This window comes from Flavobacterium potami (assembly GCF_020026915.1).
GTDB classification, from domain to species: Bacteria; Bacteroidota; Bacteroidia; order Flavobacteriales; family Flavobacteriaceae; genus Flavobacterium; species Flavobacterium potami.
Genome location: NZ_JAINUY010000009.1, coordinates 215,720 through 233,233 on the forward strand (window position 1 = coordinate 215,720; position 17,514 = coordinate 233,233).

General features: G+C 34.4%; 10 protein-coding genes. 3 read left to right on the forward strand and 7 right to left on the reverse strand.

Annotated elements, in window-relative coordinates; all coding sequences use genetic code 11:
* Positions 1–12: 12 nt before the first annotated feature.
* The 3 genes from K6T82_RS22490 to K6T82_RS22500 all read right to left on the reverse strand — a co-directional run bounded on the left by K6T82_RS22490 (position 13) and on the right by K6T82_RS22500 (position 9,145).
* Complete coding sequence (locus K6T82_RS22490) at positions 13–3,234, reverse strand: SusC/RagA family TonB-linked outer membrane protein (RefSeq protein ID WP_223710960.1); 3,222 nt, start codon at positions 3,232–3,234, stop codon at positions 13–15.
* Positions 3,235–3,391: 157 nt separating this feature from the next.
* Positions 3,392–4,144, reverse strand: a complete 753-nt coding sequence (locus K6T82_RS22495; protein ID WP_223710962.1) for a hypothetical protein — start codon at positions 4,142–4,144, stop codon at positions 3,392–3,394.
* Positions 4,145–4,816: 672 nt separating this feature from the next.
* On the reverse strand, positions 4,817–9,145 hold the full coding sequence (locus K6T82_RS22500) for a response regulator (protein WP_223710965.1): 4,329 nt from the start codon (positions 9,143–9,145) through the stop codon (positions 4,817–4,819).
* A gap of 324 nt (positions 9,146–9,469) precedes the next feature.
* On the opposite strand from K6T82_RS22500, the gene K6T82_RS22505 reads away from it, so the two are divergent.
* Both K6T82_RS22505 and K6T82_RS22510 read left to right on the forward strand, forming a co-directional pair.
* Positions 9,470–12,082 carry a beta-glucosidase gene (locus K6T82_RS22505; RefSeq protein ID WP_223710967.1) on the forward strand — a complete coding sequence of 871 codons (2,613 nt, stop codon included), beginning with the start codon at positions 9,470–9,472 and terminating at the stop codon, positions 12,080–12,082.
* A gap of 55 nt (positions 12,083–12,137) precedes the next feature.
* Entirely contained in the window at positions 12,138–13,823 is a 1,686-nt protein-coding gene (locus K6T82_RS22510) for a sodium/sugar symporter (protein ID WP_223710970.1), read from the forward strand.
* Positions 13,824–13,887: 64 nt separating this feature from the next.
* Here the strand turns inward: K6T82_RS22510 and K6T82_RS22515 are convergent, their stop codons facing one another.
* A complete protein-coding gene (locus tag K6T82_RS22515) occupies positions 13,888–14,358 on the reverse strand; it encodes a hypothetical protein (protein ID WP_223710972.1) in 471 nt (156 codons plus the stop codon).
* Between the two features lie 3 nt (positions 14,359–14,361).
* Positions 14,362–15,006, reverse strand: coding sequence for a hypothetical protein (locus K6T82_RS22520; protein WP_223710974.1), 645 nt, complete (start codon positions 15,004–15,006; stop codon positions 14,362–14,364).
* A 387-nt stretch (positions 15,007–15,393) separates the two neighbouring features.
* On the opposite strand from K6T82_RS22520, the gene K6T82_RS22525 reads away from it, so the two are divergent.
* Positions 15,394–16,137 (forward strand): alpha/beta hydrolase family protein, encoded by a 744-nt coding sequence (locus K6T82_RS22525; RefSeq protein WP_223710976.1) that lies wholly within the window; start codon positions 15,394–15,396, stop codon positions 16,135–16,137.
* 19 nt (positions 16,138–16,156) lie between these two features.
* On the opposite strand, the gene K6T82_RS22530 is transcribed toward K6T82_RS22525, so the two are convergent.
* Together K6T82_RS22530 and K6T82_RS22535 are read right to left on the reverse strand one after the other, a co-directional pair.
* Positions 16,157–16,402 (reverse strand): hypothetical protein, encoded by a 246-nt coding sequence (locus K6T82_RS22530; RefSeq protein WP_223710978.1) that lies wholly within the window; start codon positions 16,400–16,402, stop codon positions 16,157–16,159.
* 385 nt (positions 16,403–16,787) lie between these two features.
* Complete coding sequence (locus K6T82_RS22535; RefSeq protein WP_223710980.1) at positions 16,788–17,438, reverse strand: outer membrane beta-barrel protein; 651 nt, start codon at positions 17,436–17,438, stop codon at positions 16,788–16,790.
* Positions 17,439–17,514 lie beyond the last annotated feature (76 nt).

Genomic DNA, 17,514 nt, shown 5'->3' on the forward strand with positions numbered 1-17,514 from the left:
AATATTGTTTAATTAAAATGACAACTGTACTCCAAAAGCATAGTTTCGTGTTCTTGGATAAGCGTTGTAATCAATATTTGGTGTTAATCCGGTTTCTAGATTAGTATCTGGATCGTATCCAGAATAGTTCGTCCAAACAAACAAGTTGCTTCCTGTAGCATACAATCTGATTCTGCTGAATCCTATTTTTGAGCTGTTTTGTTTTGGAATAGTAAATCCAATACTTAGTGTGTTTAATCTTAAGAAAGAACCATCTTCAACCGCGTACGACATCGCAATAGGACGCCCAATAGATACCGGATTCCACATTGTAGCATTTTCGTTCTGTTTTGCCAGTTGTTCAGGCGAATAACGAAGATCGTTCCCCATGTCATCATAATTTCTCCAACGGTTGTTTAATCCTACATCCATACTAAAATTGTTTTGATTGTTCTGGTAGAAAGAAGTTGTCATGATTTTATTGGCATTATACACATCAAACCCATACATGAAGTTGAAGAAGGCTGTTAAATCAAAATTTTTCCAGATGGCATTTACACCAAAACCTCCCGAAAAATCTGGATTTGTATCTCCAATTACTTTTCTGTCTTTATCTCCAATTACATAGCTGTTTGGATCTGAAGGATCAACAGGAGTCAGTTTTTTAAACTTTGCATTTCCTGGAACTGGGTCGCCAGAAAGGTTTTTTGAATTGGCAACTCCCTCTTTCAATTTCCAAGTTCTCGTTACTGCATCAAAAGATTCGAAATCGTCCATAGTGTAGAAACCGTCATTTACAAATCCGTAAATTAAACCTTTTGTTCCGCCTACATAAGCGCGGTAATCATCGTCGTTTAACAATTGTGTTCCTGCCCAGCTAGAACTTAAAATCCATTCTTGTTCTCCGCTTGCCAGTTTATCAATTTTGTTTTTGTTATAACCAATATTAAAAGTCAAATCAACTTGAAAATCTTTTTTTCTAATCACACTTCCATTAAGAGCCAATTCGACACCTTTATTAGAAGTCTGTCCAACGTTGGTCATCATTTTTGTAAAACCAGAAACCGCTGCAATATCAGACGGCACCAATAAATCTTTTACTTTATTATGATAAAAATCTAAAGTACCTGTAAGTCTTTCTTTGAAAAAACCAAAATCAAGACCTAGGTTTGCTGTATAAGTCGTTTCCCATTTCACGTTGGGATTGTTCAGATATTTGTCGTTATAAAAATTATAGTAGTAATGATTCTCTTCTCCCCATCCTACAGAACGATCTCTCGAAACTCCATAATATTTTGCATACAGATCGCCTTTAATTCTATCATTTCCAGAAGCTCCATAACTTAAACGAAGTTTTAAATTGGAAACAGTTTGACTTTCTTTCAAGAAACTTTCATTTGAAATTCTCCATGCAAAAGCACCCGCAGGAAAAACTCCCCATCTGTTATCAGGACCAAATTTGGTAGAACCATCAGTACGAACGGTAAACGTAAAAAGATAGCGATCGTCGTAACCATAATTGGCTCTTCCAAAAAACGAAGAAATTCTATTTGGAGATTCTGCATTTGAACCATTATCAAAAGGAGTTCCTAATGCTAGATTGTCTAAAGCTTTTTGGCCAGTTATGTCTTCAGGGAAATAACGAGTACGGAAAAACTTAAGAGAACTTTGCTGATCTTTTATCTCTTGTCCGACCATCAATTGAAAATCGTGACGCTCTTTTAATTTAAATCCGTAGTTTAAAACGTTATTTAGCTGCCAGCGAGGCGACTGCGTCATCGACCAATACGTTAGCGGTAGATTATTATTTTCTAATGCCGTTCTGGTATCTGTACCCCAAAAACGTCCATCCTCAGCATATTTGTATTCATAACCAAATGAAGAACGAAGCGTTAAGCCTTTTTTAATCGTCCACGTTAAAGCTCCTTGAGTATTAAATGTTCTTGTAATGCGTTGACGGTAGTTTTTCTCTGCTTCTTCGAATGGATTAAAACGAGGTTTAATTTCATAATCATCTGGATCAAAATAAGTATTGTCTTCTGGTAAAGTCATGTATTCTTCTAATCCAGCTGTTGGTGCTTCTCGCAAAGCTCTAAGCAAACTCACTCCGTCTGTTCCAGAACCATCAATAGTTTGATTTGTCAAACGAGTTTGATATTCGAACGTAAGATTATCTGTTAATTTTGAATTTAAAATTAAATACATATAATTCTGACGCATTCCTGTTCCTAACAAAACACCTGGCTGCTCTTGATTTACAAACGTAAATTTGAACTTTGTTTTTTCGCTTCCTCCGCTCACATTTATATCAGTGTATCTTGCAATCGGATTACTTCCAAAAATTTCATTTTGCCAATCTGTACCTTTATTTCCTTTATAAATGTAAAATTCGCTTGGTCTGCCATACATATTATAAAATCCAGTTGGGTTAGATGATCCTTTACGTGCAAACTCATACTGCAACATAACAAACTCATACGGATCCATAACGTCCAGATGATTGGCAAGCGTTTTAATCTGCGTGTAGTTATGAATGTTTACTGATACTTTTCCTGCTTTAGGTACTTTAGTTGTAACAATAATAACTCCATTTGCTCCTCTCGCACCGTATACCGCTGTAGATGCAGCATCTTTTAAAACCTCTACAGATTCGATATCTGTTGGTGGAATATCATTTAAATTGGCAACCTCAAAACCGTCCACTAAGATTAATGGCGAGTTGTCCTCTGTAATAGACCCTCCTCCACGAATTCTAATTTTTACATCTGCTCCTGGCGAACCGTCGACTGTTGTAACCTGAACTCCAGGAAGTCTTCCTGTTAAGGCTTCAGCAACATTCGCTGTTGGCACTTTTGCCAATTCGGTTCCTTTTATACTGGCAACGGCTCCCGTTAAGTTTTTACGTTTTTGCGTACCGTAACCAATAACGACAACTTCATTTAGTTCGCTATTCGACTCTTTCATAGTTACCGTAATTCCAGATGTTCGTCCTTTAAGTGGCACTATTTCATCATTCATTCCAACAAATTTGACAATCAAAACTGCTGTTTCTGGATCTGCTACCGCTATACTGAATTTACCATCAATATCGGTAACGCCATTTGTCTTTTCATTCTTTACCATAATTGTTGCGCCCGGAATACCTGCCATATTATCCCTAACCATACCACTCACGGTTGTACGCTTCTGAGCATAAATACCTCCTGTTAAAAATAGGACGGCTAAAATGCTCCAGATATATTTTTTTATAGTCATAACTAGAATATTTTTATTTGATTAAAAGCCTCGATTTGGATTTCTTATAATAGAATTATTAAAAATCAACACATTAACCTTTTACAGCTATCATGTTGTTTTTTAAATCCAAGCAATGGCTAATAGTATTTAGTATTGGTTTGTTTAGAAAAGAAGTTTATTCGTTTATAAGAAAATCGACACTTGTAACCATATTGCCTTCAATGGCAAAAGTTCCTTGTAATTCTTTGGTCTTCACCACTTCCATGTTCTGATTCAGGCATTCAATTTTAACACGAACGTTATTCGCTTCTTCACCCGTTTGAAATAAAACAAAATCGTCTGTGTAGTTGATTCCCCCACTCGCTGTTGCTTTACTCCTTGTTACAAACATGTCTTCTTTAATGTATGTTCCGTCAACAACTTTGTAACCGCTTCTTTTTACCAAAACCGTAGTTTTAATTGTGGTATAACTTCTATCGGCGGTAATGTCTAAAGTTTTCAAGCGAAGTATTCCCGTTCGCGTGATAATGTTTAGTGTTAATGGTTCTTCAAAAGGCGAAGCATAAGGCATTGCATCTGATAGATTTACAGCCTGATTGGCTAATGCCGGTTGCGGAACAATCAAGTCATTCAAATTCGTTGGCGATGGAATCATTTGCTCAGGAAAGTCTGAGGCTACCATTTTGTATTTTCCATCATCTAAGGAAAAAGGATAAAGCGAACTGTAATTTGCAGCGTATTCCCCATTTTCTTTGTACACAAAAAGAGGTCTGGTTGAGATACCTACATTTAAATTCCAAGCGACACCGTTTAATTGAAAATCTAGCTTTTTAACTGTATGACTTTCATATTTTAGATCATCACTAGAGCAGGAATTTAGAAGAAAAAATAACCCTGCTCCTAGAATCAAATTTTTAATCATTTTCATATCTGTTAAATTTAAAAATGATACAAATTTTCCTTTTGATTCACTTCAGGACAGCAGTCCAAAATTGGCAGTTGATTGGTAATGTTGGTTTGGTTCATAATTTTGGTTTTAAGGTTAGTTAGTAAAAAATCAGTTAAGATTACGAAGCAAAACTAGAAATAGGATATCTCAAATAGGGGTATTTTTTGCTTTTCAGAATGGTACAAATCGCTATTTCAGCACATTTAATCAACTATTCACTAACTTTTTCTTACTTTTTTTATTTAATGCAAAAAAATATCATAAATAAAAATAGATATCACAAAGCCTGTATTTACATTTTTTATCATTCTTCCCCAGGTTGAAACCTTAGTATATATTTAATAATATTGGGGATAAAATGCTCTAGAGAAATATTGGGACAATACATTACGTTCCCAAGGTTAAAACCTTGGGCTATGTTTTATTAAGATTGCGTAGAAAATACTTGAGAGAAACATTGCCAATGGTTTTAACCATTGAGACGCAAAGAATATCTTCTATCGTTTCCCAAGGTTAAAACCTTGGGCTATGTTTTATTAAGATTGCGGAGAAAATGCTTGAGAGAAACATAGTCAATGGTTTTAACCATTGAGACGCAAAGAATATTTGTCCTAAGATTAAAACCATTGGCTATATGGAAAAGGATTTAGATTAACGAAATTGTCGTCGATATTCAGCTGGAGTATGATCGTATTTTGATCTAAAACATTTTCCGAAGTATTTCAAATCATTAAAACCAACTTCAAAACAGATTTCTTTTATCAAAAGATCATCTTCTTTTAAAAGTCTTGCCGCTTCGCTTAATCTCATATCGCGGATAAAAACAACAGGAGAAGCCCCAGTAATACTTTTAAGTTTATTGAAAAAACTAGCGCGCGACATGCACATTAATTTTCCTAGTTCGTCAACCGAAAAATCTGAATTCGACATATTTTCTTTTACAAATTCGATAACCTGAAACATGAATTTCTGGTCTTTGTTTGAAATTTGAAGCGGTTCTTCTTTAGAAATTTCAATTGTGCTTCCGCTAGAAAACAATTGCTGTAAACGAGCTCGTTGTTCCAAAACATTCTTTACTCTTGCCTTTAATAAACTGACATTAAAAGGTTTCGTAACATAATCATCTGCTCCGTATTCCAAACCTTCCAATTTACTTTCTATCGATGATTTCGCGCTAAGCAAAATAACCGGAATATGACTGGTAGATAAATTATCACGAATTAATTTCAACATTTCGATTCCGTCTTTCTCAGGCATCATGATATCGCTGATAACGAAATCTGGCAAAATTTCTTCTACTTTTGTATAACCTTCATCACCATTTTCGGCGGTATAAATTGTATAATCATTTTCTAAAATAGAAACCATAAAAGCACGCAATTCCGGGTCGTCTTCTACAATAAGTCCAATTGGATTTTCTCTTCTTGGTTCTTCTGCTATTATTATTTCGTGTTCTGGTTCATATTCCAAATGCATATCATCAGAAAAATGTTCTTCTGTTTCTTCCAATAATATATCTACATCACCTTTAAAATGCTGATATCCTTTTAAGAATGCAATTTGAAAACTACTTCCTTTTCCTTGTGCACTATCTACCAAAACCTCTGCTCCGTGTTTGTCTGCAATATCTTTTATAATAGAAAGTCCAAGTCCAGTACTCGGATTAGATAGATTTTCATTATAATTTGAAAAACGAACAAACAATCTCTTTTGAAGTGTCGGACTAATTCCTGGTCCATTGTCATTTACTGTTAAAAACACATGTTTCTCTGATTCTTCTACTTTTACCACAATCGAATCGCCTTTACTGCAATATTTAAAAGCATTAGAAAGCAGATTGATCAAAATTTTATCCAAACTATCTGGATCTGCCCACACTTTTGGATTTGAAGAATCAATATCAACTTTCAAATTAATATGGCTCTGATTGCTCATTTTTTCAAAATCTTCACACATTTGAGAAACAAATTCTCCTAGATTGATTTCTCGAATGGCTAGTTTTTTATCTTGAATTCTTCTCAAATCCAAAATCTGATTGACCAAATTCAATAATTTATTACTGCTTTTTTCTATAATTCGAAGTTGTCCTTTTGTAGTATCTTTTAAAGCATCATCTGCAAGCATCACTTCTAAAGGCGCTGTAATCATAGTAAGCGGCGTACGAATTTCATGTGAAATATCGGTAAAGAATTTCAGTTTCAATTCGCTCATTTGTTTCTCTAATTTTACATCACCGCGCAGTTTTAAAATGGTAAGAATAGCTCTATTGACAACGAAAAATAAACCACAAGCCAAGACTAAATAACAGAAATAAGCAAAATTAGTTCCCCAGATCGAAGGGCGAATCGTAATCTTAATGCTTCTTTCATTATCCATCCATAAATTATGTCCATTGGTTGAAGAAACCAAAAGTGTGTAAGTTCCACGACCTAAATTGGTATAATTAATAGATTGGCCTCCTTTAATGTAATTCCACTGTTTATCAATGCCTTCTAATTTATAGCGGTAAACAATATTTTCACTTTTCAAATAATCCAAAGCAGAAATCTGCACTCTAAAAAAGTTCTGATTGTGCTCTAGAGTAACTTCTTCCAACAAATCTGGATTTTTCGGAGTTTCAGGATTTATTTCATACAGTTCTTTATTATTTACTAAAAATCCGGAAATAGCTAAATAAGGTTTAAAATGAAAAGGTTTTATATTTTCTGGTTTGAAATAAATAACGCCATTAGAATATCCTACAGCAATTTCTCCATATGCGAGTTCGCATTTTGTTGCCTCCGAAAATATCTCTGTTCCAATAATTGATTTTAATTCTGGAAAGGTTTCTGCACTATTATTCTTTGGATCAAAACGCACAATCTGATTGTCGCTCATCAGCCAGATTTTACCCGCTTTATCTTCTTGAATTGCTACAACTCCTTCAACTGGAAATGAAACCATTTCGTTCCAAATCGATTTTACATTCAACTGTCCTTTTTTATCTAAGTCGGCTAAAATCAATCCCATGCCATTGGTTGCCAAAGCCATTTGATTGTCGTGTGTTATGGAAATGTCCAAGATATCATTTCCGGAAACCTGAGAATATTCATTAAACTTTATTTTGTTTGTCGCTTTAGTTTCTTCAGAAAACGAAAACAATTTATACGACGAAATAAAAAATATTTTGTGGTCTTTATTCTCTACAATCGAACGGACTTTATCTGCTGTTTTTATTGGATAATTTTTTAATTCATTTTTAAAATTGACAAATTGAATTCCGTTGTTTGATTCGCGAATAATATTTACGCCACCGCCCCAAGTTGCAATATAAATTTGTCCGTTTGTAGCTTGATAAATTTTAAAAATATCATCAGAATTGATGCTGTACTTATTCTTTTCATCATATTTATAATGAGCAACTTTATATTTAAAAGACTCATCTGTTGGAGACAGACAGAACAATCCGTTTCCTCTTGTTCCTACCCAAATTCTTCCTTTATTATCCTGAAGCATACTGTAAATATCTTTTCCCCAGCCAGGACCAGAGGCAGACAATGTTCCGTCAGAAGCCAAAAAACCGATTTTCTTTTTCTGGCTGTCAAACAAAGCGATTTTTTCTTTTCGGCTTGCCACCCAAAGATTTCCTTTGTTATCTTTCATCAAACCACGAACATTGTGTTTATGATGATCGTTTGACGAATCGAGATTTAGGGTAGAAAAATTACTATTGCTAAAAGTCACTAAATCTAAGCCTTGTTTGAAAGAACAAAACCAAAGATTTCCTAATCTGTCAAACATGGCCGTATGCATTAAATCTGAAACCGATTCTTTGGATTCGTTAATACATCGAATTATGGAAGACAGTTTGTTATTTTTTTCATCCCAATAAGAAAACGGCGCATTACTCGATTGCATCCAAACTGTTCCGTTTGGAGAAGTAATCATAAAACTTTTTCTTTCTCCTCCGGCAGCTGCAGCATCACTGTAATCAACGGACATTTTTTTAATCTTTTTGGTCAATAGATCAAACTGAAAAACACCTTCACCAAGAGCTTCAAACCAAAATTGTCTGGCGCGGGTCGATCCTAAATAATTGATTTTCTTATTTGGAAATCCAGCTAAAGTTTTTCCATTATAAGCTTCTAACTTGCTCGTTTTTAAATCATAAAAGTAAAAGACCTGACCTCCAGTTACAATTAGCATCTTACTATCTGCAACAAGCTCTGTGTAAATTATATCTTCCTTAATATCAATTATAAAATCAAAAAATGTACTTGCTTTTTTATTGTATCGTACGAGTTCCCCTTTGTTTCCTCCAAAAATAATATCTTCTTTAGTTTCTAAAAAAGAATTAAACAAACAAGCTTTTCCATTAAAAAAGAAATATTGAGGTTCTGAACTAGATTTATTTAATCTACAAATACCAGCTTCAGTAAAAAACCAAGTTGTACCCTGTTTATCTTCAAAAACATCACGGATTTTACCACAATGTTTGGATGGATCAAAGATTACTTTTCGGATTTTCTTATTGGCTTCAAAAGCAATCAGGTAATTTTTTTCTTCAGGAAAAAGCCAGACTCTTCCAGAAGACATCACTTTAAAATCTAGAAATGCAATATTGGCCTCCTTTAAAGGTTCTTCTTCAATTGGATAATGAAAACTTAACTGACGGGTATCAAAATAATAAATATCATTTTTCTCCGATTTGATCCAAATGCGATCACTGTTATCAAACTTGAATTTGAAAACACGATTGGAAATTAAATTCAGTGATCCGTTTTGTTTTACCCTAAATTTTTGAAAATTGCTTCCATCGTAGCGAATCAATCCGTTGAAGGTAGAAAGCCATATAAATCCCTTTTTATCCTGCTGAATATCGAGAATACGGGATTGCCTTAACTTTAAATCGTTTGCAAAATGCGTCAGCGTACCTGAAGGCTGCGCTGCACACAAAATACCAATCCAATAAAAAAAGAATACAAGTAGATTTCTTTTCATTTCAAACTTTATAAAATTAAGAGAATAACAAAAATATCAAAATTACTTTCCTGACCTAAAAGAAGTCGTTGTTTCAGCAAAATACCACCATAAAAATAGTGATTTGTCTCCCTTTCCCTTTTCAATAAAAATCATAAAACAATAGTAATAAGCTTTATAACATACTCTAAATAGCATTTTATCCTATCTTTAGAAGTATAAAAATCTAATTTTGTGAGTCAGCAATTTAATAATCTATCCTCTTTAAATCCTGCAAATTCATATTTCTGTTTTGACTTAAAATAGAAAATGAAAAAATAATAAATCTAACACTATCTAAAACCTATGAAAAGAAAATCCATAGTTATTGCGTTACATTTTTTTGCTTTAACCACCTTTGCGCAAGAAAATTTTCCGTACAAAAATCCAAACCTACCAACAGAACAGCGTGTTAATGACTTAGTATCAAGAATGTCATTAGAAGAAAAAATAAATCAATTAATGGATTCTGCTCCGGCGATTGACCGTTTAGGTATTCCAGAATACAATTGGTGGAACGAATCATTGCATGGCGTTGCCCGTGCAGGATTTGCCACTGTTTTTCCGCAATCTATTTCAATTGCTTCTTCTTGGGATCGTCAGTTAATATTGGATGTTGCTACTGCCATTTCAGATGAAGCTCGTGCCAAACATCACGAATATTTAAGAAGAGGACAACATGGAATGTATCAAGGATTGACATTTTGGTCGCCAAACGTAAACATCTTTCGTGATCCACGCTGGGGACGCGGGCATGAAACGTATGGAGAAGATCCGTTTTTAACAAGCCAATTAGGTCTTAATTATGTTAATGGACTTCAAGGTACAAATGACAAGTATTTGAAAGTAGTCGCTACTGCCAAGCATTATGCCGTGCATTCTGGACCCGAGCCTTCTCGCCATTTTTTTGATGCCAATACAAGCGATGTCGATCTTTATGAAACTTATCTTCCAGCTTTTAGAACTTTGGTAAAAGACGGGCATGTTTATTCTGTAATGGGTGCTTACAACCGTTTTAGAGGAGAATCGGCAAGTGCTAGTCCGTTTCTTTTTAATATTCTTCGAAATGTCTGGGGATTTAATGGTTACATTGTTTCAGACTGTGGTGCTGTAACCGATATTTGGAAGTATCACAAAATTACAAATGATGCCGCAAGTGCTTCTGCATTAGCCGTTAAAAACGGTTTAGATTTGGAATGCGGAAGCAGTTTCCAGTCTTTAAAAGAAGCTGTTGACCGAAAATTAATTACAGAAGCCGATATTGATATTGCGGTTAAACGTTTATTTACGGCTCGTTTTAAATTAGGAATGTTTGATCCAGACGAGATTGTTCCTTATGCCCAAATTCCGTTCTCAACCAACAATAATGCGGCTAATGATTTTCTTGCCAGAACAGCTTCCCAAAAAAGTATTGTTCTTTTAAAAAACCAGAACAATACCTTGCCTCTTTCTAAAAATATCAAAACAGTTGCGGTAATTGGGCCAAATGCAGATGATATTCAATCTTTATGGGGAAATTACAGTGGAGTTCCAAGCAATCCGATTACTGTTCTAAAAGGGATTCAAAACAAATTGGAGCCGAATGCAAAGGTTTTATATGCAAAAGGAACTGATTTAGCAAAAGGAGTTCCAGAAATGAACATTATACCATCAGTATATTTTCAAAACGAAAACGGAACGCAAGGTTTAGTTGGTGAATATTTTGATAATAAGGATTGGAATGGAAAACCTCTTTTTACTCGAATTGATGATAATATTGATTTTGAATGGGATATCAACACGCCAGATCCTCGTTTGAAAATGGGAAATTACAGCGTGAAATGGACAGGTTATCTTACCGTTCCTAAATCGGGAGCTTACAACATTTCGGAATGGTCAAAACCTTTTATGACTGTTGAAATTGAGGGAGGAAAAACTACTGGCGGAAAAAACAATCATCATCCACGTTTTCGTCCGCAGAAAATTGATTTAGAAACAGGAAAAAAATACAAAATAGAAGTTAAATACCAGAATTTCTACGGAGATGCGATTGCACAATTATTATGGTCAGAACCGCAAGAAAATTTAGTTCAAGAAGCGGTGCAAACTGCCAATCAAGCCGATGCTGTAATTCTAGTTTTAGGACTGAATGAACGTTTAGAGGGCGAAGAAATGAAAGTAGAAGCTGATGGTTTTAACGGTGGAGATCGAACAAGTCTAGATCTTCCTGCGAATCAAGAAGAATTGATGAAAGCCATTAAAGCAACTGGAAAACCTGTTATATTGGTTTTAATCAACGGAAGTGCCCTTTCTATCAATTGGGCAAATGATAATGTTCCGGCGATTTTAACAGCTGGATATCCGGGACAGCAAGGCGGAAATGCGATTGCTGATGTTTTATTTGGAGATTATAATCCGGCGGGAAGGCTTCCTGTTACGTATTACAAATCGGTAGATCAGCTTCCTAAATTTGAAAATTATGACATGGAAGGCAGAACCTATCGTTACTTTCATAAAACACCTCTATATCCGTTCGGATTTGGATTGAGTTATACCACTTTCAAATATTCTAATTTACAGCTTCCAAAAGAATTCAATTCTGATACAGATTTTAAAATTTCTGTTGACATTACCAACACAGGAGATCGTGACGGAGATGAAGTGGCTGAATTATATGTAAAAGACGAAAAAGCTTCTACTCCACGCCCGATTTGCCAATTAGAAGGTTTTGAGCGAATTCATCTTAAAAAAGGAGAAACAAAGACCGTTACTTTTACTATTACACCAAGGCAGCTTTCTATGATCAACAAGAAAAAACAACGTGTTGTTGAGCCAGGCTGGTTTACCATTTCTGTTGGCGGAAAACAGCCAGATGGTTCTAGTGATATTCAAAACGGAAGAATCAACTTTACTGGTAAAATGATTACACTTGAGAAATAATTTTTTACAACTATAAGACTAACTATTAACCATTTTTTATTAATCAAATTTTACAATGAACCAAAACCTCGCTTTCGCAGATTATGCGGTTTTTATTATTTATTTTATTGTAGTTTCTGCCTACGGTTACACGGTTTACCGTAAGCGTAAACAAGACGAACAAGATGCTAAAGCTTACTTTTTGGCTGAAGGAAATCTAACTTGGTGGGCAATTGGAGCTTCTCTTATTGCTTCTAACATCTCTGCAGAACAATTCATCGGAATGAGTGGTGAAGGTTTCTTTTTAGGAATCGCTGTTGCTGCCTACGAATGGCTTGCCGCCGTTGCACTTATTATTGTGGCGGTATGGTTTATTCCTGTATATCTTAAAAACAAGATTTACACGATGCCTCAGTTCCTAAAAACACGTTACAACGAATCTACTGCCTTGATTATGGCTGTTTTCTGGCTGTTTTTATACGTTTTTGTAAACTTGACTTCTATTCTTTATTTAGGAGCGGTTGCTATTAACGGTCTTGCCGGAGGAGAATATCTTCACGTAATCATGGTTGGATTGGCTGTTTTTGCTTTGTTTATTTCTCTTGGAGGAATGAAAGTCGTAGCTTATACAGACGTTATTCAGGTTGCTGTATTAATTATCGGAGGTTTGGTGACTTCTTATATCGCCCTTACAACTGTTGGACAATATTTCGGTGTTGGAGAAAATGCAATTGCAGGTTTTAAGGTTTTATTGAAAGAAGCTCCTGAGCATTTCAAAATGATTATTCCAAAACCAACAGCAGCTTCCACACAGCTTGAAATCGACAAATATTTAACTTTCCCAGGATTGTTATCTTATGCAGCTGGTATCTGGATCATAAACCTAAACTACTGGGGATGTAACCAATACATTACACAAAGAGCTCTTGGAGCAGATTTACAAACTGCTCGTACAGGAATCTTATTTGCTGGTATGTTGAAATTATTAATGCCACTTATCGTAATGCTTCCCGGTATTGCTGCTTACGTATTATACACAAACGGACACTTGCCTCAATTAGTTGGAGGAAAAGACGGGGCTTATTCTGCTGTTTTGACATTCCTCCCAACCGGATTAAAAGGGCTTTCTGTTGCCGCACTTACTGCTGCAATCGTTGCTTCTTTGGCTGGTAAAGTAAACAGTATTTCTACCATCTACACATTAGATGTTCACAAAAAATACATCCAGAAAAATGCGGGCGAAAAACAACAAGTAAACATTGGTCGTCTTGCCGTTTTTGTTGCCATGCTTTTGGCAGTTTTATTTACATGGAATGACGTTTTAGGAATTGGCGGTGTTGGAGGATTCACCTACATCCAAAAATACACTGGATTCATTAGTCCTGGAGTTTTTGCTATGTTCTTTCTAGGTATGTTCTGGAAAAGAACTACTGGAACAGCGGCAATCGTTGGGGTAATCTTAGGATTCTTATTATCTGTTTTATTCAACGAATACGCTCCAGCTTTATTTGGAAACGACACATTTTTATACACAGCTTACAATAACGGAAAAGGCGGATTTGAAATTCCGTTCCACATCTGTATGGGATTATCATTCTTATTTACAATGATTGCCATGATTCTGATCAGTTTTGCTGGACCGAAAATAAACCCTAAAGCATTCGAGACAGAACCTGGAATGTTTAAAGTCAAACCACAAACAACAGTCTTAATAGTGATTACGATGTTGATCATCATCGCGCTTTATGTTAAGTTCTGGTAATAAATTATCAGTTTAATTCTCTTCTCTATTTACAGCTGTTGTTAGTAACAACAGCTGTTCTTTTTTAAAAATCCGAATATTCCCAATCTGATTCGTATTTTATCACTTCCTTATCTGTTTTTTCTAGAATATATATTTTAAAATAGGGATGCACATTGCTAATAGGAAATGGATTTATGAAACCAGTCTTTTTATAACTCTTCGTCTTTTTTACTTTATTTTTATAAAAAGTCACCTCATTGTCTCTAAGAGCTATAGCATTTTCTATTTTTATCTCATTTAAAAAATGAAGAGAACAAGTGTCCATTTTATGTTTTCCTTGATCAAAGACAAATCTTTCTGAGGCTATATTAAAAAAAACTTTTCCTTCCTTTTCTCTTTTTATATTACCCTCGCTTTTGTTGTACAGTACATATTTAATAGGTTTTAGATACTTCTCTCCTCCTTTATAGAAAATAAAATAATCATTTTCTTTCTCTTGAGCACTTATTAAGTTGATCACTAATAAGAGCAACAGGTAAATTTTCTTTTTCATGATTTAATATAATTCATAACTTGGAATCTCCTGAACAACAACCCATTTCTTTTTTATTTTTTTCATTACTACCACTTTAAAATTCGAAAATCCAAAAAATGGAGTTCTTGTGACATGAAATTGAAAGACCAAATATTTTTTGTCATATACAATCGGTTCCGATATACCAAAAACAGGTAAAAAATTAGGTAAATTATTTATTTCCACATCGTTTGCATTATTTGAATTGGCAACAAAACGAACAAAAGATATAAACCTTATTTTATCAAACTCTAAATCAGTTCTAGCCCATTGTTTGTCTGTAATATCCGGTAAAATGTATCTTTTGTTATCATAAAATTTATTTTTCATAGCCTTAAAAGCGCTATCATTAAATAAAGGTCTTGTAGCTCCACCGTGTAATTCATTATAATCATCCTTTTCATTTTCTAGTCTGGGAAATTGTCCTTCAAAAATTTTTAAGGTCACATTAGGATTCAATTTTTCAGTAATCACTATAATCTCACTTCTTTTGTCTTTGATTTGTGAATTGAAATATTGATTTATTACTTGAAAAGAATCGCTTTCAATCAATGTTTTACTAGAATTCTTTTGGGCGTTTATGAGACCACAACAAAAAGTAAGTAATACTATAAAAATATTTTTCATTAGCTTATACATTATTTATTTTAGGATTCTGAAAATTACAGTTTTGGTTTCATTGTCAAATTTTGAAACCAAGATACAATAACTACTTTTGAATATTCTGGTAATGATAACTAAAAGTATTATTCTTTTCAAAATTTCATCTCTTCCGAAATCCCCGCATAGCACTTTAAAAAATATGCAAATACAAGAAAATCAATCTCCGAAAATGACTATATTGCTCATTAAAAACAGATTTTTTTAAACTGAACCAGCATGAAAATTAACTTTCTATTTCTTTTGCTGCAATTACTAATATTGCCACAAATATCATTTTCACAATCAGAAAGCTTCTCCGTTCAGGAGGTAAAGTTTAAAAGTCAGAACGTCACTCTTTCAGGATCAATCCTAATGCCTGAAAAACCATTTGCGGCAGCTGTAATTGTACACGGATCGGATCCAGTAAAAAGAGAGATGGAGTTTGCAAAGCGTCTTGCGAAAGAAGGTATTGCAGTATTAACTTATGATAAGCGCGGTGTGGGAGAATCTGGCGGAGTATATGTTGGGCCGACCGTTGGCACCAACAACATTGATCCTGCTAATCTTACACTATTATCTCAAGATGCAAGTGAGGCTGTACTAACGCTTAAAACCTATCTAAAAGACAAAAAAACACCAATTGGATTAGTTGGCTTCAGCCAAGCAGGATGGATTATTCCCATTGCCACAAGCAATAATCCGCAAATAAAATTTATGGTTTTATTTAGCTGTCCTACTATTACTACTCTAGAACAACTTCGCTTTCAGTTTTATACCAATGGAAACCATGATTTTTGGAATAACCATACAGAATCGGATGCTCGTGAACATATTAAAAATGATTCAGACAGATACCAATTCATTGCAACAGATCCAAAAATTTCCTTGAATGCTATTTCAATTCCAGGAATTTGGCTTTTTGGAGAAAAAGACATACAAATTCCTGTAAAGCTGTGTATCGAGCAGCTAAATTTTATGAAGGCTGAAGGCAAGCCTTTTGAGTATGCTTTGTTTCCAGAATTGGGCCACAATACTTCATCGGATGATAATTCAACTCCAGTTGAAATTTCAATCCAATGGATCAAGGAAAAAGCATTGAAACTCAAAAAGTCTTAATCGAGTACTTGTAAAACTTCTATTTTATAGAAACAGTTTCAGAAAGTTCTTCAGCATTAATAAACGCCGCAATATACTGCTGCACTTCATTGCGTTGCTCTGCAGAAGTTTCAAAAGTATTGATATGAAAGTCTTCATCCTGATCGAGGATGTGAATAATTTCGGTGTAGCCTTTTGAAATCAGACTTCCTTTTAATTTGATAACGGTAAGTTGTTGGCGCGGATTCAAATCTTTTCGCACCTGTAATTGTATTGCTTTCTGCATTGTCAAGATTTGCCAGTTAGTTATGAATGAATGTATTCTCAAATATAAAAAATTCTCTGTTCCAGTAATACTGAATCAGCAATATTAACATAATCTTGAGATACGTAAAAATCAGTTACGCAGTTTTATTGTTTCAATTTTAGAATATACATTCATTTTTAATATAGTAAATTTGAGATGACTCAAGTATTGAAACATTCTTTCTAAAAAACCTTTCTGCTGCAATTCAACTCATAGTTCTTATTGATCTTTCAAAATAAATTAGTTTGAAAAATGGCAACAAAAAAGCCTGAGAAATTCTCAAGCTTCTTTGCTTAATTCACTAAATAAAAAAACTAACACGAAATATTCTTAAAACTTAAATCACATTTTTATCTCCAAAATATTATTTGCTGAAATTGTAACTGATAACTGCTCCCAAGCCAAACTGAAAAGTTGAAGCATAATCAGTTACTGCTACAGGACCCCAATAGTAATCCCAATAATAATCATATCCTACAGCTGCCGACATAGACTGCAGATAAGCATGGAGATTAATTGAAACTGGCGAATTCGTTTTTACTTTGACCCCTCCTTTAATTTCCCATGCAAAATAAGTTCCGCTACCACTCTTTGGTGTCTCTAAAATTGCAACACCGGCACCAGCACCCAGAAATGGAAGCGCCTTTTGCGAACTTGATCCAAAATAATAGGTATAATCGGCTAGTATATAATTGATAGCGCCTTTATCATCTCCGACATTAACCTGAGTTCCTGCAGGAATGGCCCCTTCATTTAAAGGAATCTTTGTATATAAAGGCATCCTTGTATCAAGTCTGTTGTATTTCAATTCTACGGAAGCGTTATCCATTATAAAATATTCCAAACCTATTCCATACTCAAAACCATCTTCCACTCTTGCGTATGAGGAATCAAAATCTACTTTATCCGAAAAGGTATAACCTCCGTACAAATTAAGCAGAATCGACTGAGAGCTTTGCGCCGACAGTGCTACTGAAAATAAAAAAATGACTGATAATAAATAAAACTTTTTCATAATTTTTAAATTTTAAGGTTACTATTTTTTATTCCTTAGCAGAAACCCACTGCCTATTTTTTTGAAGGAATTACAT

Bases quoted from the DNA above. Each gene is read 5' to 3' on its own strand.
- K6T82_RS22490 (WP_223710960.1), bottom strand. From the start codon at position 3,234: ATGACTATAAAAAAATATATCTGGAGCATTTTAGCCGTCCTATTTTTA.
- K6T82_RS22495 (WP_223710962.1), bottom strand. From the start codon at position 4,144: ATGAAAATGATTAAAAATTTGATTCTAGGAGCAGGGTTATTTTTTCTT.
- K6T82_RS22500 (WP_223710965.1), bottom strand. From the start codon at position 9,145: ATGAAAAGAAATCTACTTGTATTCTTTTTTTATTGGATTGGTATTTTG.
- K6T82_RS22505 (WP_223710967.1), top strand. From the start codon at position 9,470: ATGAAAAGAAAATCCATAGTTATTGCGTTACATTTTTTTGCTTTAACC.
- K6T82_RS22510 (WP_223710970.1), top strand. From the start codon at position 12,138: ATGAACCAAAACCTCGCTTTCGCAGATTATGCGGTTTTTATTATTTAT.
- K6T82_RS22515 (WP_223710972.1), bottom strand. From the start codon at position 14,358: ATGAAAAAGAAAATTTACCTGTTGCTCTTATTAGTGATCAACTTAATA.
- K6T82_RS22520 (WP_223710974.1), bottom strand. From the start codon at position 15,006: ATGAAAAATATTTTTATAGTATTACTTACTTTTTGTTGTGGTCTCATA.
- K6T82_RS22525 (WP_223710976.1), top strand. From the start codon at position 15,394: ATGCCTGAAAAACCATTTGCGGCAGCTGTAATTGTACACGGATCGGAT.
- K6T82_RS22530 (WP_223710978.1), bottom strand. From the start codon at position 16,402: ATGCAGAAAGCAATACAATTACAGGTGCGAAAAGATTTGAATCCGCGC.
- K6T82_RS22535 (WP_223710980.1), bottom strand. From the start codon at position 17,438: ATGAAAAAGTTTTATTTATTATCAGTCATTTTTTTATTTTCAGTAGCA.